The sequence below is a fragment of the Lactobacillus sp. ESL0700 genome (assembly GCF_029392095.1).
Lineage (GTDB): Bacteria > Bacillota > Bacilli > Lactobacillales > Lactobacillaceae > Lactobacillus.
Genome location: NZ_CP113930.1, coordinates 1,815,265 through 1,842,070, shown reverse-complemented (window position 1 = coordinate 1,842,070; position 26,806 = coordinate 1,815,265). Strand labels below are relative to the sequence as shown.

21 protein-coding genes are annotated in these 26,806 nt (G+C 38.9%); 14 read left to right on the top strand and 7 right to left on the bottom strand.

What is annotated here, in order from left to right; genetic code table 11:
- Positions 1-143: 143 nt before the first annotated feature.
- The 7 genes from OZX63_RS08790 to OZX63_RS08760 all read left to right on the top strand — a co-directional run bounded on the left by OZX63_RS08790 (position 144) and on the right by OZX63_RS08760 (position 8,365).
- Entirely contained in the window at positions 144-2,417 is a 2,274-nt protein-coding gene (locus OZX63_RS08790) for a glycoside hydrolase family 65 protein (protein WP_277143293.1), read from the top strand.
- On the top strand, positions 2,402-3,079 hold the full coding sequence (gene pgmB / locus OZX63_RS08785) for a beta-phosphoglucomutase (RefSeq protein WP_277143290.1): 678 nt from the start codon (positions 2,402-2,404) through the stop codon (positions 3,077-3,079). Before OZX63_RS08790 ends, pgmB begins: the two co-directional genes overlap by 16 nt.
- 4 nt (positions 3,080-3,083) lie before the next feature.
- Positions 3,084-4,190 carry a sn-glycerol-3-phosphate ABC transporter ATP-binding protein UgpC gene (gene ugpC, locus OZX63_RS08780; RefSeq protein WP_277143288.1) on the top strand — a complete coding sequence of 369 codons (1,107 nt, stop codon included), beginning with the start codon at positions 3,084-3,086 and terminating at the stop codon, positions 4,188-4,190.
- Between the two features lie 71 nt (positions 4,191-4,261).
- Positions 4,262-5,482, top strand: a complete 1,221-nt coding sequence (locus OZX63_RS08775) for an extracellular solute-binding protein (protein WP_277143286.1) — start codon at positions 4,262-4,264, stop codon at positions 5,480-5,482.
- A gap of 67 nt (positions 5,483-5,549) precedes the next feature.
- The gene (locus OZX63_RS08770) at positions 5,550-6,908 is read left to right on the top strand and encodes a sugar ABC transporter permease (RefSeq protein WP_277143284.1); all 1,359 of its coding nucleotides are present in this window, start codon (positions 5,550-5,552) and stop codon (positions 6,906-6,908) included.
- A 2-nt stretch (positions 6,909-6,910) separates the two neighbouring features.
- Positions 6,911-7,768, top strand: coding sequence for a sugar ABC transporter permease (locus OZX63_RS08765; protein WP_277143282.1), 858 nt, complete (start codon positions 6,911-6,913; stop codon positions 7,766-7,768).
- A 96-nt stretch (positions 7,769-7,864) separates the two neighbouring features.
- The gene (locus tag OZX63_RS08760; RefSeq protein ID WP_277143280.1) at positions 7,865-8,365 is read left to right on the top strand and encodes an O-acetyl-ADP-ribose deacetylase; all 501 of its coding nucleotides are present in this window, start codon (positions 7,865-7,867) and stop codon (positions 8,363-8,365) included.
- 220 nt (positions 8,366-8,585) lie between these two features.
- Here OZX63_RS08760 and OZX63_RS08755 read toward each other — a convergent pair whose 3' ends face one another.
- Both OZX63_RS08755 and OZX63_RS08750 read right to left on the bottom strand, forming a co-directional pair.
- Positions 8,586-10,202, bottom strand: coding sequence for an alpha-glucosidase (locus OZX63_RS08755; protein WP_277143279.1), 1,617 nt, complete (start codon positions 10,200-10,202; stop codon positions 8,586-8,588).
- A gap of 157 nt (positions 10,203-10,359) precedes the next feature.
- Positions 10,360-11,433: a P1 family peptidase gene (locus tag OZX63_RS08750; protein ID WP_277143277.1), complete on the bottom strand. Its 1,074-nt coding sequence runs from the start codon at positions 11,431-11,433 to the stop codon at positions 10,360-10,362.
- A 265-nt stretch (positions 11,434-11,698) separates the two neighbouring features.
- Here OZX63_RS08750 and OZX63_RS08745 point away from each other — a divergent pair, with 265 nt between their 5' ends.
- From OZX63_RS08745 to OZX63_RS08730, 4 genes are all read left to right on the top strand, one after another.
- Positions 11,699-12,589: a PRD domain-containing protein gene (locus tag OZX63_RS08745; RefSeq protein ID WP_277143274.1), complete on the top strand. Its 891-nt coding sequence runs from the start codon at positions 11,699-11,701 to the stop codon at positions 12,587-12,589.
- Between the two features lie 130 nt (positions 12,590-12,719).
- Positions 12,720-14,702: a beta-glucoside-specific PTS transporter subunit IIABC gene (locus OZX63_RS08740; protein ID WP_277143273.1), complete on the top strand. Its 1,983-nt coding sequence runs from the start codon at positions 12,720-12,722 to the stop codon at positions 14,700-14,702.
- A 24-nt stretch (positions 14,703-14,726) separates the two neighbouring features.
- A complete protein-coding gene (locus OZX63_RS08735; RefSeq protein ID WP_277143271.1) occupies positions 14,727-16,172 on the top strand; it encodes a 6-phospho-beta-glucosidase in 1,446 nt (481 codons plus the stop codon).
- Between the two features lie 13 nt (positions 16,173-16,185).
- Positions 16,186-17,016, top strand: coding sequence for a histidine phosphatase family protein (locus tag OZX63_RS08730; RefSeq protein WP_277143269.1), 831 nt, complete (start codon positions 16,186-16,188; stop codon positions 17,014-17,016).
- An 82-nt stretch (positions 17,017-17,098) separates the two neighbouring features.
- Here the strand turns inward: OZX63_RS08730 and OZX63_RS08725 are convergent, their stop codons facing one another.
- Positions 17,099-18,343 (bottom strand): MFS transporter, encoded by a 1,245-nt coding sequence (locus tag OZX63_RS08725; protein ID WP_277143267.1) that lies wholly within the window; start codon positions 18,341-18,343, stop codon positions 17,099-17,101.
- Positions 18,344-18,469: 126 nt separating this feature from the next.
- On the opposite strand from OZX63_RS08725, the gene OZX63_RS08720 reads away from it, so the two are divergent.
- On the top strand, positions 18,470-19,402 hold the full coding sequence (locus OZX63_RS08720; protein ID WP_277143265.1) for a cytochrome C5: 933 nt from the start codon (positions 18,470-18,472) through the stop codon (positions 19,400-19,402).
- 34 nt (positions 19,403-19,436) lie between these two features.
- Positions 19,437-19,721 (top strand): hypothetical protein, encoded by a 285-nt coding sequence (locus OZX63_RS08715; RefSeq protein ID WP_277143263.1) that lies wholly within the window; start codon positions 19,437-19,439, stop codon positions 19,719-19,721.
- Positions 19,722-19,766: 45 nt separating this feature from the next.
- Here the strand turns inward: OZX63_RS08715 and OZX63_RS08710 are convergent, their stop codons facing one another.
- Positions 19,767-21,023 carry an MFS transporter gene (locus OZX63_RS08710; RefSeq protein WP_277143261.1) on the bottom strand — a complete coding sequence of 419 codons (1,257 nt, stop codon included), beginning with the start codon at positions 21,021-21,023 and terminating at the stop codon, positions 19,767-19,769.
- A 129-nt stretch (positions 21,024-21,152) separates the two neighbouring features.
- Between OZX63_RS08710 and OZX63_RS08705 the strand changes: the two genes are divergently transcribed.
- Positions 21,153-21,995 (top strand): Rgg/GadR/MutR family transcriptional regulator, encoded by an 843-nt coding sequence (locus tag OZX63_RS08705; protein ID WP_277143260.1) that lies wholly within the window; start codon positions 21,153-21,155, stop codon positions 21,993-21,995.
- Between the two features lie 8 nt (positions 21,996-22,003).
- Here the strand turns inward: OZX63_RS08705 and OZX63_RS08700 are convergent, their stop codons facing one another.
- From OZX63_RS08700 to OZX63_RS08685, 3 genes are all read right to left on the bottom strand, one after another.
- Positions 22,004-24,013 (bottom strand): DNA topoisomerase, encoded by a 2,010-nt coding sequence (locus tag OZX63_RS08700; protein WP_277143258.1) that lies wholly within the window; start codon positions 24,011-24,013, stop codon positions 22,004-22,006.
- A 607-nt stretch (positions 24,014-24,620) separates the two neighbouring features.
- On the bottom strand, positions 24,621-24,854 hold the full coding sequence (locus tag OZX63_RS08695; RefSeq protein WP_277143256.1) for a helix-turn-helix transcriptional regulator: 234 nt from the start codon (positions 24,852-24,854) through the stop codon (positions 24,621-24,623).
- A 682-nt stretch (positions 24,855-25,536) separates the two neighbouring features.
- Positions 25,537-26,796, bottom strand: coding sequence for an MFS transporter (locus OZX63_RS08685; RefSeq protein ID WP_277143254.1), 1,260 nt, complete (start codon positions 26,794-26,796; stop codon positions 25,537-25,539).
- Positions 26,797-26,806 lie beyond the last annotated feature (10 nt).

Here is a 26,806-nt window from a genome sequence, read left to right as displayed (position 1 = left end):
GAGATGATCAAAATATAAGGTCATCTTTTTTTAGTAGTTATTTTGATACCGGTAACAGCGTTTTTGGCATTGTCAATACTAATTATTTCAGTAATAATGAAAGCGTAAACAAAAAATACCTCACAAAAGAGGGAGCGAATTTAATGAAACGAATTTTTGAGGTTAATCCATGGCAAGTTGCTACGACAGACTTTTCTCCAGCCGATAAACGACTACAGGAAAGTATCACGGCAATTGGCAATGATTATATGGGGGTACGTGGCAACTTTGAGGAAGGATACTCTGGCGATAGTCTGCAGGGCAGTTACTTAGCTGGGGTATGGTTCCCTGATAAAACGCGAGTTGGCTGGTGGAAGAACGGCTATCCAAAGTATTTTGGTAAAAGTATCAATGCTCCGAGTTTTCTGGGGATTGGCATTACGATTAACGGCGAGCAGCTGGACTTAGCTAAGAATAAATTCAGTGATTTTCACTTAGCACTTGATATGCATCAGGGATTGCTATCACGTAGTTTTATCTATGAAGGACAAAACGTTAAAGTAAAATTTGAATTTGAGCGCTTTTTACATATTAGTTTAAAAGAAGCGGCTTTGATTAAAGTTAAGGCGACGGTTTTAGAAGGCACAGCACAAATTGCGTTTAATTCGACCTTAGATGGAACAGTTGTTAATGAAGATAGTAATTATGATGAGCAGTTTTGGCTTGCGATTAGCGAAAGTCAGGCTGATCGCACAATCCAAGTTAAGACCAAGCCTAATCCTTATCAAGTTCCTCAATTTACGGTTCTATTGAAGGCAAGTTTGAGACACGCTGACCAACTAGTAACAGGAGAAGTGACAACTTCTACTGCACAATTAAGTGAATGCGTGACTGTCAATTTGCAGGCAGGTGAAAGCTACGACTTAGAAAAGGATGTTATCGTCGTTACTAGTCGTGATGTTGAACCCGAAAGGCAGGCTCAGCGAGCTGACGAATTAATGAAGCAGCTGCAATCTAAAACATTTACGCAAAATCTGGCAGAGCATACAGCTGTCTGGCAAAAGCGCTGGGCTAAAAGTGATGTAGTTATTGCCGGTGACGACGCTGCTCAACAGGGAATTAGATTTAATATTTTACAGCTCTTCATGACTTACTATGGCGAGGATAAGAGATTAAATGTCGGCCCTAAGGGCTTTACTGGTGAAAAATACGGCGGCGCAACTTATTGGGACACAGAAGCCTTTATCTTCCCAATGTATCTCTGCGTGGCGCAACCCAACGTGACGCGGGCGTTATTGCAGTACCGGCATGACCAATTACCAGGTGCATATCATAATGCTCAAGAGCAGGGCCTAAATGGCGCACTCTTTCCAATGGTTACTTTTAACGGAATTGAATGCCACAATGAGTGGGAAATTACGTTTGAGGAAATCCACCGCAACAGCGATATTCCGTTTGCGATTTATCAATACACCAAGTATACCGGCGATGAGTCTTACGTTAAGAACGCGGGCATGGATGTCTTAGTTGGGACAGCTCGCTTTTGGGCTGGTCGAGTTCACTATTCTAAGTGGCGCAAGAAGTATGTCATGCACGGTGTTACTGGTCCTAATGAGTATGAAAATAACGTTAACAACAACTGGTTTACCAGCTCAATGGCACGGTGGTTGTTGCAATACACGCTTGAACGCTTGCCATTAGCTGATCAAGCAGCTCAAGAGCGGCTCAATGTAACCGAAGAAGAAAAGCGCAAGTGGCAGGACATAGTTGATAATATCTATTTACCTGAAGATCAAGAACGCGGAATTTTCTTGCAGCAGGATGACTTCTTAGACAAAGACATCAGGCCAGCTACGGAAATTCCCGATACGCAGCGACCAATCAATCAACATTGGTCTTGGGATAAGATTTTGCGCTCGCCGTTTATCAAGCAGGCTGACGTTCTGCAAGGAATTTACTTTTTAAATGATCGCTATACCAAAGAACAAAAAGAACGGAACTTTGACTTCTATGAGCCATTAACAGTTCATGAAAGTTCACTTTCAGCTTGTGTGCATTCGATTTTGGCAGCTGAATTAGGTAAAAAACAACAGTCAGTTGAGTTTTATGAGCGTACGGCGCGACTAGACCTTGATAACTACAATAATGATACAGATGATGGGCTGCACATTACGTCAATGAGTGGTTCATGGCTGGCAATTGTTCAAGGCTTTGCCGGGATGCGTTACGATCATGATCAATTAAAATTTAATCCTTTTGTACCTAACAATTGGGATGGTTATAGTTTTATAATTAATTATCGAAACCGCTTAATAAAGGTTCAGGTTAATCATGATGAAACAAAACTGACTTTGCTTCAGGGTGAAGACTTAACAGTTTTAGTTAGCGGACATAAAGTTGAATTAAAAGAGGGTGAAGCTAAGTGCTTAAAGGACTAATTTTTGATTTAGATGGTGTGTTAACAGATTCCGCCAAGTTTCACTTAGCAGCTTGGAATAATTTAGCGCAAGAATTGGGGATTAATCTTACTTCAGCACAGCTGGATTCGCTGCGTGGAATTTCACGAATGGATTCACTTAATCTGATTTTGCATTATGGTAATCAAGAGGATAAGTACACTTCTGAGCAAAAAGACAAGTTCGCTGAACAAAAGAACGAAAAATTTTTACAGCAAGTGCAAACAATGACGCCGCAAGATATTTTGCCTGGGATTTCCGAGTTATTAAGGGATGCCCATGATGCAGGATTAAAAATGTGTATTGCTTCGGCTTCTAAGAATGCCCCTAAAATTCTTAATAAGTTAGGGATTGCAGATCAGTTCGATGACATTGTTGATCCGGCGACGTTACATCGTGGTAAGCCTGATCCTGAAATTTACGTCAAAGCACAGGAACTTTTGGGATTAGCAACAGATGAAGTGATCAGCTTTGAGGATGCTGCAGCGGGTGTAGAAGCAATTAAGGCGGCAGGCCAATTTGCTGTTGGCATTGGCAATCAGCAGCTACTTAAGCAAGCTGATTATATCGTGACAACCACAAAAGAATTGAAGTTGGATGAAATAATGGCCGTTTTTGCTAAAGGGTCAGAAGAAAGTAGGTAAAAGAATGGTTGAAGTTGATTTAAACCATATGTACAAAAAATATGAGGGTAATGATCAATATTCTGTTAATGATTTTGATTTACACATTAAAGATAAAGAATTTATCGTTTTTGTTGGCCCATCAGGGTGTGGTAAATCGACTACTTTGAGAATGATTGCTGGGCTAGAAGACATTAGCAAGGGAACGATGGAAGTTGATCATCAGGTAATGAATGATGTTGCTCCCAAAGACCGGCATATTGCGATGGTTTTCCAAAACTACGCGCTGTATCCCCACATGTCAATCTATGACAACATGGCCTTTGGTCTTAAATTACGTCATTATAAAAAATCCGAGATTGATCAACGAGTTCACCATGCTGCAGAAATCTTGAACTTGCAGGAATACTTGGATAAAAAGCCTGCAGAATTGTCCGGTGGTCAACGGCAAAGAGTGGCATTAGGAAGAGCGATTGTGCGTGATGCACCGATTTTCTTAATGGATGAGCCCTTATCTAACTTGGATGCTAAATTGCGGGTGTCGATGCGGGCAGAAATTGCTAAACTGCACCAAGATTTAGGCACAACAACAATCTATGTTACTCACGATCAAACAGAAGCCATGACATTGGCAGATCGCGTGGTTGTAATGTCGGTTGGTAAAATCGAACAAATTGGGACGCCGCAAGAAGTTTATAATCACCCAATTAACCAGTTCGTTGCTGGCTTTATCGGCTCACCACAAATGAACTTCTTTAATGTTCATTATCATGATGGCTGGATTTCGGATGGCAAGGGCTTAAAGATTGCCGTTCCGGAAGGTAAGGCAAAATTGCTTGAAGAAAATGGCTACAACGACCGCGATGTTGTTTTCGGTATTCGTCCAGAAGATATCCATGCTGAACAGGCATTCTTGGAAACATGGCCAGATTCAGCAGTTGATTCAACAGTAGTTGTTTCAGAGTTGCTCGGGGCCACAATTCAGTTATACCAAAAGGTAGATGAAACTGAATTTGTAGCTAACATTAATGCTCGTGACCTTTACCAACCAGGTGAAAAGGTCAGAATGGGCTTTGATGTTAATAAGGCACACTTCTTTGATAAGGATACGACCTTGGCAATTGTTAATTAAGTTAATCAATCAATGATTCGGTAATCATTGGCTTTAAAAAACATGTTATTTTTATTTAGGAGGTAACTAACATGAAAATTTGGAAGAAAGTTGCTTTAAGTAGTACAGCTATCTTGGCTGCAATGACACTAGCTGCATGTTCTAATGGCGGCTCAAGTTCATCAAGTAGTAAGGGAAGCGACAGCGGTAATTTAACATTGTGGGTTGACACTCAGCAAGTGCCATATTACAAGCAAATCGTTAAAGATTTTACCAAAGAGCATAAGGATATTAAAGTTCGCGTAACGCAAAGTCCATCAGGTTCAGCTAATGCGAAAACAGATGTAGGTAAAGATGCTTCAAAAGCTGGTGACGTTTTTGAAGTACCAAATGATCAATTAGGACAAATGGCTGATGCTGGCTACATTAATCCACTGTCACCAGCTGACACTAAGAATATTAAGGCTAATTATATTCCTACTGCTGCTAAGGGAGTAACTTGGAAAGGTAAGATTTATGCTTATCCATATGCTCAACAAGCACAAACACTGTATTACAACAAGTCCAAGCTTTCTACTAGTGATGTTAAGAATTGGAAGACATTGACATCTAAGGGTGTGATTGCAGTTGACTTCGCTGTACCGTATTCAATGTGGCCAGTATTCTTTTCAGCAGGAACTAAGTTATATGGTAACAATGGTGAAGATTTGAAAGGTTCAACCTTTAATTCAGCCGCTGGTGTTAACGCTCTGAAATGGTACGCTGAACAAAAGAATAATAAAGGCGTAATGCAAACTTCTAATGCATTAAACCAATTAAAGAAGGGTAATGCACAAGCAATTTTAGACGGTCCTTGGGATGCTGCTAATATTAAGAAAATTTTAGGTAAGAATTTTGCAGTTGCTAAATATCCAATGATTAATGTTGGTGGCAAAGATGTTCAAATGGAAGCATTCTTAGGAATTGAAGGTTTTGCAGTTAGTGCACATACCAAGTATCCAAAGGCAGCTGCCGAACTTGCTGCATTCATTACCAATAAGAAGGCACAATTAATTAGTCATAAACAAGCTGGTCAAATTCCAGTTTTGAAGTCTGCAGTTAGTGATCCTGAGATAACTAATGATGCAGTGGCAGATGCTGTTATTGCTATGGCTAAACCTGGTAATTCAGTCTTAATGCCAAAATTGCCACAAATGGCAGAATTTTGGAATAGTGCAACGCCATTAATTAGTGGAGCTTATGATGGCAAGGTAAAGCCTGCTCAATATAAGGCACAACTTGCTAAGTTAGATAAAGCTGCATCCAAGAAATAGTTAATCTTATAAGTAAAAAGGTTGGGCTATGATAGTCCAGCCTTTTTATTCAAGAATCGGGGAAATTATGTTTAAAAAGAAAAAACATCTGGCTCCTGCAGCAACTTTTCACGAAGTGTGGTCGAAAGGTAGCATTGCTACTAAGCTTTCGTTTTTCCTTATGGGTTCCAATGCCTTGGAAAATAAGCAATGGGTCAAAGGAATATCGTTATTGATTTCTGAAATAGCCTTTTTCATTTGGCTAATCTTTGGTGGAATCTCAGCAATGAGTATTTTAACAAGTTTGGGTCCAGATAAGACTAAAAAGGTTGTCTTTGATAAAGCACAGGGAGTGTATATTACTAAACAACCTTCAAATTCAGTCTTAATTTTATTGTTTGGACTATTGTCAATTTTTATTTGTGTTGGGATGATTTATTTATATATAGTTAACTTGCGCTCAACTAGGAAAAACTATGTTTTAAAAAGAGATAATGAACACATTTTAACTAATAAAGAAGAGCTAGCTAACCTGCTTGATTCGCGCTTGCATGATACCTTGATGGCTTTTCCGATTATTGGTATTTTGAGTTTTACAGTGCTTCCTACTGTGTTTATGATTTCAATGGCTTTTACTAATTATGATCGTCAACATCCGATTGCTTTTTCTTGGACTGGTTTCCAAGCATTTGGCAATGTTATCAGTGGGGATTTATCAGGGACATTTTTCCCAGTATTAGGTTGGACGTTAGTTTGGGCAGTAGCTGCAACTTTTACCACTTTCTTTTTTGGTGTTTTGCTAGCTTTGTTAATTGAATCTAAAGGAATTAAATTTAAAGGAGTCTGGCGAACAATTTTTGTAATTGTTTGGGCAGTACCACAATTTGTTTCTTTATTGATGATGGCGCAGTTTTTGGATTATCAAGGTGCACTCAATGGTATTTTGATGAATATTGGTTGGATTGCGCATCCAATTCATTTTATTGATAATCAGGCTTCACCGTTAGTTGCACGAATTACTGTTATTGTGGTTAATATGTGGATTGGTATTCCCGTATCAATGCTCATTTCAACTGCAATTATTCAGAACTTGCCAACTGACCAAATTGAAGCTGCTAAGATTGACGGTGCGAATGCAATTCAGGTCTTCAAGTCAATCACATTCCCACAGATTTTGTTTGTGATGGCGCCATCATTAATCCAACAGTTCATTGGTAACATCAACAACTTTAACGTTATCTTCTTGTTAACTGGTGGTGCACCAATGAATAATAATTACAATGGTGCTGGGTCAACTGACTTGCTGGTTACCTGGCTTTACAATTTGACCTTTGGTCAAGAGCAAAAGTACAACGCATCTGCAGTTTTAGGTATCCTAATCTTTATTATCAGTGCGGTCTTCTCATTGATTGCGTATCGGCATACTAATGCTTACAAGGAGGGCTAAAAATGAAATCTTATCAAAATCAAAGACGCCTTTCGCTAATTTTCCGTTATTTACTATTAACAATTTTAGCTGTTGTGTGGATTTTGCCGATTGTTTGGATTATTTTGGCTAGCTTTTCATACAATGATACCGGATTTGTTTCAACTTTTTGGCCAGAGCAATTTACATTGCAAAATTACATTGGCATCTTTAATAATCCACAATATCCGTTAGTTAATTGGATTATTAATACGCTGGTTATTTCCATTTTTTCGATGATTATTTCCACATTCTTGACAATTTCTGTAGCTTACGTTTTGTCACGTCTACGCTTTTCATTTAGAAAGCCATTCATGCAGATCGCTTTGGTATTAGGGATGTTCCCAGGCTTCATGTCAATGATTGCTCTCTACTATATTTTGAAGGGCTTGAACATGTTAAACTTGGGCGGCCTGCTGCTGGTCTATGTCGGTGGTGCCGGCTTGGGCTTCTACGTTGCTAAAGGTTTCTTTGATACCATACCGTTTTCGATTGATGAAGCTGCGGAAATTGATGGTGCAACCAAATGGCAAATTTTTACTCATATTGATTTGCCATTAGCTAAACCGATGATTGTTTATACAGCTTTGACCGCTTTTATCGGTCCGTGGACTGACTTCATTTTCTCAGGTATCATCTTATCAACCTCAGGTAACCCGAAGAATTACACTATTGCCTATGGTTTGTACAATATGGTACATAATTCTAAGGGTAATGCCACAGCATACTTTGCGGAATTTGTGGCAGGATGTGTAATTATTGCAATTCCGATTACAATTTTATTTATCTTTATGCAAAAATTCTACGTCAACGGGATTACCGCTGGTGCAGAAAAAGGATAAATATCTATTCATTAAAAGTGCAGCTAATATGGCTGCACTTTTTTGCATGGCTAGAGATTAAGTTGGGTTAAAATATAGAGAAAGGGGAGGTAAATAATGGCAACAATTAAAATTATTCAAGCTGACATTACTACGTTAAAAGTTGATGCGATTGTTAATGCAGCCAACAAGACTTTACTAGGTGGATTAGGTGTTGATGGTGCAATTCACAAGGCTGCTGGACCGGAATTACTTGAAGAATGTCGTACTTTGCATGGCTGCGAAACGGGTCAGGCTAAAATAACTAAGGGTTATCATTTACCAGCTAAATTTGTGATTCATACAGTTGGCCCGATTTACTCGGGACGGGCAAGTGATGATTCGTTTTTGCGCGCCTGTTATATTAATTGTCTTGATTTAGCTAAAGAATATCATTTGCACAGTATTGCTTTCCCAGCAATTTCAACGGGTGCTTACGGCTTTCCAGCGCGGCGAGCGGCGATGATTGCTTTTAGAACGGTAAACAGTTGGCTGCAAAAGAATGCATCATATAATATTGAAGTGATAATGTGTGCATTCGATGAAAAAACGGCTGCACTTTATCAAACGCAAATATAAAAATAAGCCCCTCAGTAAATACTGAGAGTTTTTTTGAATGCAACAAAAAAAGCGATCAACTGAGATCGCCCTATGTACATAACAAGTGACTAACTTGTTACACATTCAATGTTTCGTGTTAGACAAAACATCATATTAATTCCATAAAAAGTATAACACAAAGGAATGGTAATAATTATGAATGTAAAAATAAGCCATGAAATCTCATGGCTTATTTTTATTACTTAACACTAACAGCAAAGGCCTCATAGGGCTGCAGCGTAATGTTTTGAAGAGTTTGGCGCTCAGGATAATTAGAAACTAACATTTCTTGAATTGTATCGGCAGATGAAAACGCGATTTCTTTGTCACTAAAATTAGCAACTATCAGCCAGCGTTTTTTATTTAGTTGGCGGTAGTAAGCTAAGACGTTGTCATTAGTAGTGATGGGCTCAAAGCTGCCGTTAATGACAATCTCATGTTCATGTCGCAGTTTAATTAACTTCTGGTAAGTATAAAAGATTGAATTAGGGTCAGCCAAAGCCTGCTTGACGTTAATCTCACGGTAATTAGGGTTAGTTGCAAGCCACGGCTTAGCGCTAGAAAAGCCAGCATTCTCCTCATTCGACCACTGCATTGGTCTGCGGGCATTGTCGCGCCCTTTGACATTAATTGCGTGAATTAATTCTTCTTTAGTGTAACCTGTCTTAAGCCGCTCATGATACATATTGATGCTCTCTAGGTCTTCGACTTCACTGATGTCTTGGATAGGACAATTAGTCATGCCGATTTCTTCGCCATTAAAAATATATGGTGTGCCGTGCATTAGGTGTAGGGCAATCGCAAACATTTTAGCTGATTGCACGCGGTACTTGTTGTCATTACCCCAGCGAGAAATAACTCGCGGAATATCGTGATTTTCCCAAAAAAGACTGTTCCAAGCATGGTTATAATCAAGTTCAGTTTGCCATTTAATGAGGATTTTCTTGAGTTCACTGACGTTAAAAGGACGCAAGTCCCACTTTGACTTGCCAACTTGCTGGTCAATCCCTTGATCTTCAAATTGAAAGACCATTGATAGTTCATGCCTGTCAGGATCGGAATATTGCGTAGCGCCTTTAATGTCAGCACTCCAAGTTTCGCCAACAGTCATAACGTCGCGATGAGCTAACGTGTGCTCGTGCATTTCTTGAATGTAAGTGTGCAGCTTAGGGCCATTTTCACGGATTTTCTTATCCGGTTCTTTCCCAATTAACTCAATAACATCCATGCGAAAACCGCCGATGCCCTTATCTAACCAAAAATTCATCATGTCGTAGATTTTTTGGCGCAACTTAGGATTTTGCCAATTTAAGTCGGGTTGTTGGGCCGCAAAAAAGTGAAGATAATATTGCTTAGTCTGCTGGTCATACTGCCAAGCTGATCCAGAAAAGTCCGACTTCAAATCATTAGGTTCGTGATTATCAACTGGATCACGCCAAATATAAAAATCGCGGTAAGGATTAGTCTTGCTTTTTCGTGCTTCAATAAACCACGGATGTTTATCTGAAGTATGGTTAACGACGAGATCCATAATGATTCGAATGTTCCGCTTCTTTGCCTCAGCAATTAATTGTTCTATCTCAGCCATTGTGCCGTATTGCGGGTCGATTTTTTCGTAGTCCGCAATATCATAACCGTTGTCAACACCCGGCGATAGGTAAATAGGAGATAGCCAGATGGCATCAATCCCTAACTTTTGTAAGTAATTGAGGCGCGAGATGATTCCGCGCAGGTCACCAATGCCGTCGCCATTACTGTCTTGGAAAGATTTGGGATAAATTTGATAGATAACTGCTTTTTTCCACCACGGTGTCATAATATTTTCTCCTATAAAATGTAATCGCTATTATTGGTAACCATTATAGCATTTAACTAGAGGGTAAAATTGTCGTTACCGGTAACAGGAACGCCGCTAAGAAAAATAAGTCATGAAGTAGTTAAGCTTCATGACTTATTGTGTTAGGTGAGATTAATTAAAGTCCCAATTGCTGCTTCAACTTGATTGCATCTGGGTCATTGCCCAACTCGTTTAACGCATCTGGTAAGCCGTAAACAGGTTTGCCATCGCAATTAATGAAAGTTCTGCCGTGGGCTAACGAACTAAGAATGGCTTCGTTAACAATGTCAACAGTAATTCGGAAGTAGCGGTCAATCTTGTCATCGGTGATTGCTTGAATCGAGCTTAACTCTGTTTCTGGGAAGTGACTCACACGATTGGCTGTTGAAAAGGCAAGAGTGATTTCGCCGCTACCGTTACCGGTGAAGGAGCCACTGCGGGTAATACCTACGCTTGAACGGCGTGCAATTCGCTTTAACTGCCGAGAATTAAACGGAATGTCGGTAGCGATAATTGTGATAATACTGCCTTTTTCCTTCGACTCGCGTTTTTGGTCAAATTTTTGACCAATATTTTTACCATAAATCGTTAAATCTTTAAGTGAACCAAAGTTTGACATTACCAATGCACCCATTGTGAATAAATGCCCATCAATTGTCACTTGTCTTGAAGCCGAGCCAATGCCGCCTTTTAATTGATAGCAACGCATGCCAGTACCGCTGCCAACGGGTCCTTCTGCAAAAGTTGTGTCGGCTGCCGCAAAGGCATCGTTAACGTCATCTTCTGTCACACCTAAATCACGAATATGATTAATGCTACTATCGTTACATTCCATGACTACTGGATTAACACTACCAGTGGTAGTACCGATTTCAGGATTTTCCTTAAGCATGTGCTTAACTAGAGCAGTGTAGGCAGTCCCAACACTGAGAGTATTAGTTAAAACAATTGGTGTTTCTAATGTCCCTAGCTCATTGATTTGCACAATACCAGTACTTTTGCCAAAGCCATTAATCACGTGTACAGCTGCAGGCATTTTTTTCCTAAAAATATTGTCTTGGCAAGGTTTAATTACTGTTACCCCCGTGTTCAACCGGTCAGTCTTTAGTGTCTTGTGACCTACAGTAATACCAGCAACATCGGTAATTAAATTTTGCGGACCTCTCTTGGCGTCGCTAAGTGCATTTAAAAGTGGTTTATTAAGTCCCATTATAATCTCCAATAAGTTCTGTAATAAAATGTCTTTAACCTATATTTTAAACCGTAATTATAAAAATGAGAAATACTGATCAATTGTAGTAACGCTGATAAAAAATATGTAAATAACTATTGAAATCGCTTTAATACTGATTTATAATTTTAAGAGTAAATAAGCGTGTTACTGATTCGATCAGGCATAAACCTATAAATAAACAATAACTCATGATCTGCTATTGGTTATTTGTAGGTTTTTTTATTAAAAAGAGGTTAGCAAAGTGAAATTTGTCAAGAATTTTAATAACAATGCTGCTTTAGTGTCTGATAAGTCCGGTGTTGACTGGGTGGTAATCGGCAACGGGATCGGCTTTGGTAAAAAAGCTGGCGCTGAAATTGACGAGAGCAAGATTAGCCGCCGGTTTGTCGCAGTTGAGAAGAATATTGAGTTGGCCAATAGTATTAGTGATATTGATACGCGTACATTAGCACTGACAACTGAGGTCATTCAGATTGCTTCGGAGAAACTGCAGACCAAGTTTTCTGATTATCAATATTTTGCGCTGGCTGATCATATCGACTTTTTGCTTAAAAGAGCTGATGAAGGCATTGACTTAGGACAAGAAACGGTCCGGTGGGAGATTCGTAAATTATTTCCTAAAGAGTATGATGTTGCTCTATCGGCGATTAAGTTGATTGAAAGTAAGACAGACATGACTTTACCACGCAGTGAAGCTGTTTATCTGACATATCACTTTATTAATGCTGGCTCTGATCAAACTAAGCTGCAGGATACGATTAAGATTACTAAATTAATCCGTGGTGTGATTGCCATTATTGAATATCAATATGGGATGCAGCTTGACACGGAATCATTTAATTTTAACCGCTTCATGACCCACTTAAGGGCCTTTATGGTTCGCCATATTTGCGGCATTAATGATGATGAAAGTGGCAGTGAGCTTGATCGGTCGCTATTGGAATTAATGAAGGCAAAGTATCAGACAGCTTATGAAACAGTCTTAAAGATTGGTACTTATTTACAAAAGCAAGCTGGTTGGCAGTTGCAGCCCGATGATCAGGTTTATCTGACTCTGCATGTCTGGCGGGTAACGCACAGACAGAATAGTTCAAATTCTGATGACGAGACTGAGCTGACAACTGACAAATAACATAGTTTATCTGGTGTGTTACTGGTAAGGCAGGCATTAACCCGAGAACAATAAAAGAGCAAACTTGTTAATAGCAAGGGCAGGCTCTTTATGTTCACGGGTTTTTATTTTGCCTAGTTTAGGAGGAAATATGGCTTACGAAGATTTAAGTCAAAAGATTATTGCCAATGTCGGCGGTAAAGACAATGTTGCTAGCGTTGTTCACTGTACGACACGGTTACGTTTTAAGTTGAAGGATGAAAAGAAGGCTAATGATGCCGCAATGAAGGCTACTGATGGGGTTATCTCATTAGTTAAGTCGGGCGGTCAATATCAAGTAGTTATCGGAAATAACGTTGCTGCTGTTTACGACACACTGATTAAAGTTGGTGGCTTTTCAGATGGTGGCACAGTTGCTGATGATTATGTTGATACCAGCAATATGAGTCTTGCCGATAAGTTTATCGACATGATTTCCAGTATCTTCACGCCAATGCTTGGACCGATGTGTGCGGCCGGAATGATTAAAGGCTTCAATGCCATGTTTTTGGCATTTGGCTGGGTAGCACAAACTTCAGGTACATACATTGTTTTAAATGCAATTGGTGACTGTTTATTCTACTTCTTGCCAGTTATCCTGGGGATTACTGCCGGTAAGAAATTTGGCGTAGGTGAATACATGGGTGCGACAATTGGTGCTGCCCTATGTTACCCAACCATTGTTGCTATGGCTAGCAGCAAGACCGCGCTATATACCTTATTTAAGGGAACGTTCATTCAATCGCCAGTCCACATGACTTTCTTGGGGATTCCGGTAATTTCGATGAACTATACTTCATCAGTTATTCCAATTATTATCGCCGTTTGGTTTGCTTCAAAAGTCCAAAAGGTGGCTAAAAAGGTAATTCCTGATGTAGTTAAAACGTTCTTGGTACCATTTGCGGTATTATTAATTACTATTCCAATTACCTTTATTGTCATTGGACCAGTTGCTACTTGGCTTGGTGATGCCATTGCTACCTTGATGAATGCTGTTTACACATTTAGTCCAATTCTTGCAGGTATCTTGATGGGTGCATTCTGGCAAGTATTTGTTATCTTCGGTGTTCACTGGGGCTTTGTTGCGACAATGATGACCAACATTGCCGCATTAGGTTATGACCCAATTCTTGTTCTTTCATTAGCTGCTTCATTTGCTCAAACCGGGGTAGTTGGTGCAATTATTTTCCAAACTAAGAATGAAAAAACTCGTAGTTTGGCAATTCCTGCCTTTGTTTCAGGAATCTTCGGTGTTACTGAACCAGCTATTTACGGTGTGACTTTACCACGTAAAAAGCCGTTTATTATCAGTTGTATTGCTGCCGCAATCGGTGGTGGTATCATCGGTGGCGTTGGTGCTAAGTGCTTTATCATGGCCGGAATGGGTGTATTCTCAATTCCTGACGCAATCGGTAAAAATGGAGTTGACGGTACAGTTTACGGCCTGATGATGGCGATGGCCATTGCCACAGTTTTAGGTTTTGTTTTACAAATGTTATTTGGTAAAAAGAGCGTTGATGCTCCACTTGATGGTGAACCTGTTCCTGCAGGTGTTGCTACTGCTGAAAACAATGCTAATAGTGAAGTTAAAACAATTGCTGCAGATGTAGAAGCTAAAGATGAAGCTCCTAAAGTTGATGTAACTCCAGAAGATGTTGTTGCACCATTAGCTGGTGAAGTTGTTGATTTAAAAGATATTAAAGACCAAGTATTTTCAAGTGGTGCGATGGGTCAAGGAGTCGCAATTGAACCAAGTGATGGCAAAGTTTGTTCGCCAGTTGATGGGACAGTTGCAATGGTCTTCCCAACGGGACATGCTATTGGACTTAAGTCTGATAATGGTGCCGAAGTGATGATTCATATTGGGATGGATACAGTTGAACTTGATGGTAAAGGTTTTAAGACCTTAGTCAAAAAGAACCAAACTGTTAAAGCTGGCGAGCCATTAATTGAATTTGATATTGATGCAATTAAAAAGGCAGGTTATGTTGTTACCACACCTGTGATCGTAACCAACTCAAAGGATTATAATGAAGTTAAGGTAATTGCAGACGGTCAAGTCAAGATTGCCGATAAACTGTTGGCTTTAAAATAATATTAAAGAAAGGTTGCTAAGAGAATGACTACAAATAATTTCCCTAAAGGCTTTTTGTGGGGTGGCGCTACTGCCGCCAACCAATTAGAAGGTGCATATCAAGAAGGCGGCAAGGGTTTGTCACTACCTGATGTTTTACCAGGCGGTAAAAAGCGGATGTGGCTTGCTAACGAACCTGATTTTGATTTTACGATTGACCCTAATAAGTTTTATCCAAACCATATTGGGATTGACCACTACCACCACTTCAAAGAAGATATTGCACTGTTTGCAGAAATGGGCTTTAAGTGCTATCGCTTTTCAATTGCTTGGTCCAGAATTTTTCCTAATGGGGATGAAACTGAACCAAATGAAGAAGGCTTGAAGTTTTACGATGCCTTAATTGACGAATGTTTGAAGTACAAGATTGAGCCCGTAATTACGATTTCACACTATGAACTGCCATTGAATTTAATTACGAAGTACGGTGCTTGGAAGAACAAGCAATTAATTGACTTTTATGAGCGGTTTGCTAAGACTGTCTTGACTCGTTACCACGACAAAGTTAAGTACTGGATGACTTTTAACGAAATTAACAGTGCTGCCCACTTCCCAATAATGGGTCAAGGATTGGTAGCTTCTAATGGTGCTAACGACAAGAAGAACGTTTACCAAGCATGGCATAACCAATTTGTCGCAAGTAGTAAAGCAGTTAAGATTGGCCATGAATTAGACCCTGATTTACAAATTGGCTGCATGATTTTATATGCAACTACTTACAGTTATGACTGTGATCCAAAGAACCAATTGGCTTCATTACAAGAAAACCAAGCTAACAACTTCTTCTGTGCTGATGTGCAAGTACGTGGTCACTACCCAACTTATACTAAGAGCCTGTTAGCTCGTAATGGCGTTAAGTTGAGTGACATTGATTACACGCAAGAAGAATTAGATCTGCTGGCTAAGTATCCTGTTGATTACATTGGCTTTAGCTACTACATGTCATCTGTAATTGATGTTACTCATGATAATCAAGAATCAGCTAATGGTAATATGATGGGCGGAGTTAAGAATCCGTTCTTAAAGAGTAGCGATTGGGGCTGGCAAATTGACCCAGTTGGCTTAAGAATTGCCTTGAATCAGTTGGCTGACCGTTACCAAAAGCCATTATTCATTGTTGAGAATGGTCTTGGTGCAATTGATAAGCCAGATGAAAATCATTATGTTGCTGATGATTATCGCATTGATTATTTGCGCGAACATATTGAAGCAATTTCTGGTGCAATTGATGATGGTGTTGATGTTATGGGCTATACACCATGGGGTTGTATTGACTTAGTCAGTGCTTCAACTGGTGAAATGTCTAAGCGTTATGGCTTTATCTATGTTGATGAAGATGACCATTGTGAAGGTACTCTTAAGCGTTACAAGAAGAAGTCATTTGACTGGTATAAGCAGGTAATTGCGACTAACGGTCAAGATTTGGGATAAATGGTAAATAATTATGAAAAAATGGCTCAAAACACTTATTTCATTTGTTAGCGTAATTACTTTGTTTTTAGTTGGTGCAAATGTGACCGAAGCTAAAAGCAATAAAGCAGCTAATAAGCCAGTAACAATCTATTTGGCACGGCATGGAGAAACCACGGCTAATGTAATGCACCTTGCTCAAGGCTGGAGTGATTTCACTTTGACTGATAATGGTGTTAAAGGTGCACAATACCTTGGCTTAGGCTTAAAAGGAGTTAAATTTAGAGCAGCATATTCTGGTGATTTAACTCGTCAAGAAAAGACGGCACAAGGTGCTTTGGATTATTCTGGCAATAAGAAGATTAAATTACAGATTGATCCACGTTTGCGCGAATGTAACTATGGTAGTTATGAAGGTAGACAGGATATTGGCAAGAATGTCCCAGAAATCGCAGAGTACTATGGTTATAAGGATGTAGCTGACTTCCAAGCAAAAACAGGCAAATTGTTCCAAAACAAGATGCAAGATGGTTATTATGCTTTAGACAAGGCTAATAAATTGAACACGACTTTGCCAGAACAATATCGCGCTGAGCAATCAACAACTGTTCAAAAGCGAATGACAGCCGTATTGACTGCAATTGCTAAGAAACAACAAAAGAAGGGCGGCAATGTTCTTGTAGTTAGTTCAGGGATGGCGATTAATATGTTCTTGTCAGCTCAAGACTACCCAGAATACCAAGGCGTTGGTATAGCTAATGATGCTGTTACTAAATTAGTTTACAAAAATGGTAAATTTAAATTAGCAGGACCTGTTGGCGATTTGAAGTATTTCAACGCTGGTAAAAAAGCAGCAGATAAGTAATCAACTTATTAACTACCCTTTCAGAAAGTAAAAAAGTCTGATCACAGATATTGTGACCAGACTTTTTAAATGCCATTAAATGTTATTTACTTTGTTTTTTTAAACTGAAGAAAATAATCAGAATGAAATTGATTAATAGGGTAAAGCCAGTTGTCCAAAAGACAGTCGCATAATTGAAGACACCGGAAATAATTGATCCCATCATGGAACCAAAGACAGAACCAACTGCTTGGAACGATTGATTGTAACTAAAGATCCGGCCAAAGCTTTCCGTTGGTGTGTTAAGAGTTAAGACTGTTTGGGCTGCTGGTAGCATTGCGGCGCTGGCAATTCCAAGTAAGAATCTTAATCCAGCTAAGACCCACGGTGAATGGGTCAAGGCCATTGGGGCAAAGAGAACAGCACCAACAATTAAACCTAAACGCAAAATCTTCAAGGGGCCAATTTCGTCCATTTTGTGGCCCACACTTGATGCAGCAAGTAGCGTCCCAAGACCAGGTGTTGCAGCAACAACCCCAGCAACAAAGGCAATGTTCTTACTGTTAGGCATCATTGATTTGACATAAAGCGAAACAATTGGGTCAATTGACATGTTGGCAGCTTGAACCAGTAAAGTGGTAATGAACATTACGACAATCAACTTTAAGTTGGGCAAGGTGTGCATGATTTCGCTCATTGGCTTCATTTCTTCACGAGAGATAGGTGTGAATTCTTCATGGACGAGGAATGTAGAACCGAGGAAAACCAAGAACATTAGAAATCCCGTAATGAAAAACGGAATTCGGTAGCCCCAGACACCACCTAACCAATTACCAAAGAAACTAGATAAGGCACCACCAAGAAGTGGTCCGACTAAGTTACCGGCGGTTCCGGCAGTCATCATTTGACTCATAACCCAACCGCTGCGTTGGCGCGGAGTTTCGCCGGCAATTAAAGCCGTGGCATTGTTAATGTAGCCGGAAAATGCTCCTTGAATAAACCGCATAACAATAATATAAATTGCGTTGGGCGCGAAGCCAATAGAGGTAATTGTTAATGCCATGACGCCACTGGCGCGCATACACATTAATTTGCGCCCCTTGCGGTCAGCAAGGTTGCCCCAATAAGGGGAAACGATTGCTTGGGCAATGAAGGTCATGGCAAATGCTAACCCAGAATATAGGTTGATTTGTAGCTTGCTATAATGACCAAGGTCAGCAATGAATAAAGAAATAAAGGGCATCGTCATTGAGTAGCCCATACCTGTAATAAAGCAGCCGAGCCAGAGGGTATAGAAAGATTTATGCCACCCAGCTGGTAACTTGTAAGATTTTGTCAAAATGATCATCCTTCTATATGAAAAAATATTAATCTTTTCTATTTTAGCACATAAAAATTGCTAAGAATTTCCTAAAAACAAGAAATTTGGTTAGCAAACATGTTAGGATAGTGTTTCTGAAAGGATGAGGACATTATGGGGAAAGATCCGCGCATAACAAGGCGTGAATATCGTAAACAATATGTAAAAAGTAAGGCAGATAAGAACAAAGTTGTGCAAAATTCTGACGTGCAGTCGCGCCAGCTGCGTGTGCCAACGCGGACAAATTATCGCCATTTAAAGTTGAATTTCTGGGAGATTTTCTCTGATCGTCCGTATCTTGCTGTTGCAATTATTGTCCTGGCAATTTTCTTCATTATGGCAAAATTGTGGTGGTTGCTGCTTCTATTAATGGTGCTGGTAGTGATCGGCATTTACTTTATTGGACGCAGTCACCATCCAGATCGCGTTTTAAGTCTGGAATTTAAATTAAAGGCATCGCGTAAATTAAGTATGTTGCGGGCTCTGCAGTTTGGTGGGGCAATCATTATCTTTTTGGCAACTTATATGAAAAAAGTAGTCAATGTTGATTTTTCGTCTGCTGGGTCAACCGATGGCTTTCAAATTGTGCAGGGGTTATTGTCTGATCGCGGCGGTGTCTATGGTCAACAGGGGTCGTATTTTTTGAATTTGCTTAACACATTGACCGGTGGACAGCTATGGGGAACTTATCGGTACGCGACTAATAGCGCACAGATGATGAACAGCAGTGCTGGCCGCTGGATTGTGATTTGGGTATTGCTGTTGATGATTGCACCAGCATTTTGCGTATTGGCCCAATTTTTTAGAGAACCATATTCTCGAAATACAATGTTGATTGCATCGGCCGTGACCACGATTAGCTTTGTCTTAACGCCAACTTTAATGCGTAAGTGGATTGTGGCTTACGCAGTGGAAAACCAAATGTCAAATGCACAGGCACAAGCGGCGGTAAGCGTGGGACCAATGGCTTATGTGGCAATGGGCTGCGCGTTGCTAGTTTTAGTAATTTCAATTTATCGCGTGATTAAAAAAGATCAGTTTGAATAAAATTGTTCGCTATTAATGAATAGGAGGTTAGTAAATGAGCTTTGATGAAATGGTAGAGATGGCATTAAAGCCAGATGGTAATTTGAAGTTAATTCTTAAAGGAAATGTGGAACAAAAGGAAAATAAACCAATTGGTGTTGTTAGTGTAGTTTATGTGACAAGTGATGTTCAATTAGCCAAGCAAAAGTTTACGCAATTAAATGGGCATAAAAACGATGACGAATTTTACATGATTTATAGTTGCCCAGTAGATACCTATTTGCCAGATATGGGTCATTATCCATCAATTGAAATTTCTCAAGAAGATTTACAAAACTAAAAAAAGACGAGGTTTGATGAAGTCTCGTCTTTTTAGATTAATGAGTTATTCTGCTGGTTGCACATTTGCCACTGTCTTTTTTGTCTTATTCATCACGTAAAGAATAATGGCGAAGACAATTACACTAACAATGATTAAAGCAAATAGTGCGTAGTTGATGCCAATTGCACTGGCAATACTGGTGAAAATGGCGGTCATTAATGGGCCAGCAATTTGTAAAATTGTATTTAAAGCGCCAACTGACGAAGATAAAATCGTGCGGTCAACTGATGAAACAAGCCATTGCATCATCTTAGGACTGGCAACACCAGCAAAGAAACTAAGCAAGGTAATAAAAATTAAAGTAGCAATGATGTTTTTGTTGATAATGGCCAATGTGGTCCCTGCACTAATTATCGTGTCAATCAATGCATTGACAAATAATGATGTTTTCTTAAAAATGGTGGTTCCAATAGCGCTGCCAAGAGCAAAGCCGATTGATTCTACAGCCCCAATTAGAGCGATAGTAAAGGTATAAGTACCAATTAACATACTCTTATTCCCAGCAACAACAATTGAAATTAGTGGCTCAAGGGTCATCAAGATACCGTTTAGTAAGGCAATAACTGAGATGACAGTTAGCAGACCGTTGGCCTTTTTGATTTGACTAAATGATGACTTAAGGGTGGTAAAGAAGCCTTGTTGATTAACTGCAACGTCTTCTTGAGGATGACTTTTAAGGTAATTATGACCTACACTGGCATAGAGCAGACCAGCAAACAGAAAGGTTAGTGCGTTGACGATTGCTAAGTTGGAATATGACAAGTATAGCAGTAAGACGGAGCCAACGAATCGGGCAACTGTTGAAATAATTTGTGAAATACCGTTAGTAAAACCTGTGGCTTCAGCTACCTCATTTTGCCCAACAAGATTGACAATTAGCGGGGTTGTTAGACCACCAGAATACATTCCGGAAATATCAGAGATAAAGTTGATGCCAATAACAAGCAGAATGAGATTCCAGCCAGCAATGTTAGTGACAAACAGTAAGCCAACAATTAGATAAAGAATAAAGCGAATGATGGCTAGCCAAACAATCATTTTGAACTTGTTCTTAGTTCTGTCAGCGTAATAACCACTTAAACTTTCAATCAATCGCGGAATAGCTTCGGTAATTGAGATTAATGAGATGGCTAACGTATAATTATGCAATTTGCTAGCATAGGTCATCAGTGCTAAGTAGAAGAGAATATCGCCAGCAGTTGATAGCCAGCTAGCAAATGATAATTTACGGTAATTTTTGTTCTTTAAGAAAACGCCCATGATTGATAACTCCTTTTTTCATTTAACATATATTTAGTATATTTGAGTTAAAATAGGAGAAAGTAAAAGTGTCGTATTTGATACAAAATGTCGTATTCGCAAGTTAATCAATTCAGGGAGTATCTGACAGTGACTATTGGAGAGCTATTAAAAAAGTACCGCTTAGAGAGCTTAAAAACACAAAAGGAGTGGGTTGGCGATATTGTCAGTCCTTCTTATTATTCTAAAGTTGAAAAGAATGTTCATCGGATTACGGCGGAAGACCTACTATTGCTATTGAACCACAATAATATTTCACCGGATAAATTTTTTAAGCAACTTAATCAGGATCAAGAAACGGACAAGGAACGAGAAAACCAGCTGTTTAATTTAGCAGCGGAAGCAAATTATAAAAATTCAGTTGAAGACTTACGTAAAATCAGACGAATGTTTAAAGAAAGCAATTTTGCGGATAAGGAAGATGATCTGGTCTACATTGATGCAGAAATTGCGGAAATAACGGATGAAAAGCTGCCAGCAGAAGAACAACAAGCCTTAAAACAATTGATTTTTAAGGTTGCAGATTTTGATGAAACAAGTCTGACTTTGTACTGCAATTACATGGGTTTATTTGATATTGATAGTAATTTAATTATTTCTAAGAGGGTAGTTAAGCAGTTCATTCATTCTCCAAAGGTAAAGTTGCAGGCAATTACTCTGGGACTGATTACTAATTTAGTCATTCAGTGCATTGAAAATCAGCGTGAGGATGAGGCAGACTTCTTTATTGAACATGCAGGCCAAGTTGCAGTAATCCCAGAGACATTTTTCTTTAAAAACATCTTGCAATTCATGGTAAATATAATTATGTATCACCGAACTGGTGATGAAAAACTGCTGGAGCAGTGTAAGGCCGTTATTGCCAATTTGGCATTTACGGGGATGACAGAATATAGTGAGGAACTGCAGAAATTTTATGTAAAGTATAAATAAGCGTTCTGCTAGTTAAAGTCTGCCCTAAATCCTATGAATTGATGGCCGCGGTAAGTTTGCTTAGCCAACTTACCAGTGATTGTCCGCTTATTTAAGACGAATGTAATTGACTTGCTGGCAAAAAGCTGTCGAAGTTCGCGCTCGTTAAAAGTATGTTTGCCCCAAGTTTGATTGATTGCGACATCTTTGCCACGCCAAGTTCCCGTAACTTTAGTTTTAGGCGTAAACGCATGCTTGTTAGCTGGTTGCAGTTTAGCTAGCTGGGGATTTTTCTTTAAATTGTCCGCATTCTTTTGCTCGATTAATAAGTCATGCTTAACAATTTGATTAATCAAAAACGGCACATTGCGATAGTCAAATTTGCCTAGTTTGACCATTTTCATCGTGTTTTGTAATTGCTCGGTAACTTGGGGAGAGGCAATATAAGTTTGGTCGCACAAGATTGATTGGATTAGGCCGGGAAAGGTGAGCGAATATTTTTCTTTAGTATTTTTAATTAGCGCACCTTTACCAGTTGAGATGTTGGCTAAAGTTTGTTCTTGAGTTGCCCCAGTACCAATTTTGTCTTTTTTAAGAAAATCAATAATAAATCGGTGTGTTGGTGCCTTAGGCTTGGGGTTGTGGCCTTCGTAGACAAAGGGCTGCGCAGTTGGACCAAATGGTAAAACTTGCTTAGCATGTGTATCATTGAGGTCGTTTTCATCAAAAATCAGCTTGTAATTCAACTTGCGAGGTAAATTAATTGTGCAGGTGAATTTGGGATAGTCGGCAAGGTGAGCTCGTTCTTGGTCGTAAAGATAATCTTCGGCTAAAATCGCCAAAAAACTTTTGGCAACTGCTACATAAATTGCCCGACCACAGTTACCGAATTTTTGCTCGATTTCCGTTAAGCTTTGCGGCACATTCAGACCTGGTCGGTTAGCGCCGTGAGTGGCATTTTTAGCTAAAAACTTCCGCCGAATTGTTGTGTGCGTAAGTAGCTTGGGGTCAATGTGGGTAACTCGAGCGATTTGCTTAACTAGCGGCAATAATTCTGCGAACTGTTCCTGCGTGATTTTAGTATCTTCTGTTCGGGGATAGGATAAAATACCGGCCTCGTACATTTTTTGATAAGTTGCAAGCACTTCTTTGGAAGCATAGCCTTTTTTACCAACTAAAATTGCAAGGTGACTTAGGTCAAGCAGGTCTGGCGGTGCTTGGTGTTTGGCGATTTTATCATCAACAACAATTGCGGAATCGTGGAAGTTTAATAATTCTAGTTTAGCTTGGTCTGGTGTCATGAATTTGGCATTTTTAACTTGGGTAAAAGTATTCTGGTTGGCATCATGAAAGCGCACTTCGTAATAGGATTTTTTTACGTAATTTTGTCGAGCTGTCTCTTGCTGGTAAACCTGATTAACAATGGTTGACTTGAGGCGTCCTAATCGCAAAGTCTTGGGTTGAAATCCAGCTTGTCTGGCGATAATCAAGGCAATGCGCGACAGCTGCATTGAGGCAAAGTCGAAACGTTCGCGCCCAGTTGCTTCTAAGAACTCGCCTTGTTGGTATTGATTAGTGACGTCGACTTTTTGCAACAAGGCCTTTTTGATGTTAGCTTTTGTTTCATCGGCAAAACGAATACGAAAAACTTGCTTGTGCCAGTTAATAGCGTTGACAATTTCCCAGCCGAGCAGGTCACCTTCGCCCGTCGGATCATCATCAGTTGCAATTACAATCGCATCACACTTTTGTGCTGCATGCTTAATATTAGCCAAGGTCTTTTGCATACCAGGGATAACCTCTTTTTCCCAAGTGAAGTCGAGCAAGTTCCACGGATAGTTGCTCAAGTCGTGCCAGTCACTGTATTTGGCGGCCTTATCCTGAGCAACCATTTCGTGTGGTTCCTTGAATTGTAAAAGATGACCGTGAGCGTGGACAATTTGGTAGCTGTCATGATTGAAGCTGCCACTTAGACCGCCTAATGCCTTGGCAAAATTCTTCGCCGCACTAGCTTTTTCTGTTAAAAGTAAAAGTTTCAAATTAATCAGTTCCTTGCTAAAGATAAAATTGTGGGCAAACTCTTGTTTGGCTTAATTAGTATATCTTGTATTTAGCAAATGAACAAATTTATTTTATAATAAGAAAATTGCAAAAACACGGTTAACTAATAGTGAGAATAAATTGTTGAAGAAAAATTTGAGCAGATTGTAGAATGAAGTTGAACACTTTAGATTATTAAAAACAAAAAAAGCGATCCGTTGGGACCGCTCAGCCGGCTTGCAAGTAATTAACTTGCAGAGCACGTTTTTGTACATGATAAATATGTACTTCTATAATTCTTAAATTAAGTATAACACTAATTGAGATATGTTAAAATTAATTTGTACGTTTTTGATCCTCCTTGAAAGGAGGTGAAAACATGATAAAAAACGTGCTTTCTATAATTCTTATTTGTTTACTACTAACGGAGCTAACGCCTGCTTTGCGGGCTTTAGGTACGGATTTGGATAAATTAGCGAATTTGCTCGACAAAATAGCTGATTTACTCAAAGAAATTCTACGGATTTTCAGGTAAAACAAACAAAATAGCTCAGGTGTTCCTGGGCTATTTTTGTTTTTGAATTTTAGTCTGCTTTTTTCGATTGATTAAACTGAACCCAATCCATTTGCATACCGATTTAATGTTGCCAATGTTGGTACAGAATCTAACATTTCCAATTTAGCTAATTGTGGCTGCTTCATGCCAATTCTTTTCGCAAATACTGTTTGTGGAATATTACGCTTAATCCTTTCAGCACAAAGCTTAGCCAACGTGTCAATAATTACTTTTTCATCTTCTGAAATAGACGAAAAACTACTCTCAATATCATTAAGTTTCATCTAATCACTGCCTTTCTAGCCAATTTTCTAAAAGACTAATTGCTCGTTCAACTTGCTTCTTATCAGTTTTATTCTGCTTTTTTGTATAGTGGGGTTAACAAGATAAATTTATTTACATCGTAACTCGCATAAAAAACTCTATCCGGCAAAGGACGCAACTCCATAATGGGATATTTATAGCCCTTAAGAACCTTAGATTGTGGTGGTCTAATACCAGGTCCTAAAGCTTGCAGTAATTTTAACTGGCTAATTGAAAAATGCCCCGTAACTAGTTTTATATCTAACTATTATGGGACACTTCAAAGCACAAACTGTTTTTATTTTATAAAAAGCCAATTTATAAGGTAAAATGCTAATGCTATCAATACAGCTATTTTAAGTTCAATAACAAATGCATAAAAATTAAAAACTAGTGAAAGCCACATTACTATTGTGTATATAGCACATATGACTAAAAAGATTTTTTCACCAGTTATTTTTTTGTATAATTTCATTGGCTTTTTGATTGGTTTTTTCATTTTATTAATAGACATCTCTAGAAGTTGCCATTTGTTAGGCACTTCTTCAATACATTAGGTACTACTTTCTTTTGGATATAAATATATTAGCATTTGCAATATTAAAATCAAGTAGCTTTATAATTATTTTTTAATGAGTGCTATTTATGGACAATTTATTTAATTTATTCTGCCGTTACCTCAACTTGTTTGTTATTTCTAGTTTTAAACATAACAATTAATGTAATTAAAAATGTTACAGCACTGAGTGCTATTAAACCTATTAATGCATAATTGAGACCAGCTGTACCAGCAATACTTGAAAAGATTGCATTTGTTAAAGGACCAGCGATGACAAGAATAGTACTCAGTGCTCCCATAGTAGACGCTAAAATCTTTCGATCAACTGACTGTACTAACCATTGATATAATTTTGGACTAGCAGTCCCGGCAAAAAAGCCAAGAATAGCACCGAAGATGAAGCAAGCAATCGAATTTTGCATAAGCATTGATCCGAGCATAAGGATACCTGAAATCGTATCAAGTAAGATGATAATAAATAATGATGTGTCCTTTAGTAGCTTAGTACCGATTGCGCTCCCCAGTGCTGTACCAATAGAAACGACAGCTCCGAAAATTGCAATGGTAAAACTGAAAGTACCAATTAACATGTTTTTATTAGCCGCAAAAGAAATTGAAATTAATGGTTCTAGTGCAGACAAAATACCATTTAGTAATGCAACTACTATAACGATTGTTAGCAAACCGTGCGCTTGCTTAGCCTGATTAAATGAAGATTTAAAAGTTGCCAAGAAATTTTGATCGTTAACGGTTTGTAGTTCATCTTTAGCAGGTGTCTTGGCAATATTTTTAGCAATATTAGCGTAGATTAAACCAGCTACTAAGAAGGTTAGAGCGTTAAGAATTGCTAGAGAGGAATATGACATGAATAACAGCAAGGCTGAGCCAACAAATTGTGCACCCATTGAAATTAATTGGGAGATACCACCTGTGAACCCTTCGGCTACAGATACTTCTTTTTCCCCAACTAAACCAACAATTAATGGAGTTTGCAAGCCACTGGAATACATGCCAGAAACATCAGAAATGAAGTTAATAGCAATCACCAGTAATACTAAATTCCAACCAGCAATGTTAGTGACGAATAATGCACCCACAATCATATATAGAATAAAGCGGATGATTGCTAAACGAATAATAACTTGAAATTTATTTTTAGTGCGGTCAGCGAAGTAGCCGCCGATACTTTGAAGTAAATCAGGAACTGCTTCAGTAATTGAAATTAATGACAAAGCTAAAGCGTAATTTTTCAGTTTACTAGCGTAGGTCATTAATGCTAAGTAGAAAAGAATGTTGCCAGCACTAGATAGCCAACTTGCAATTGTGAATTTACGATAATTTTTGTTCTTTAAAAAAATGTCCATAATTTTTCTC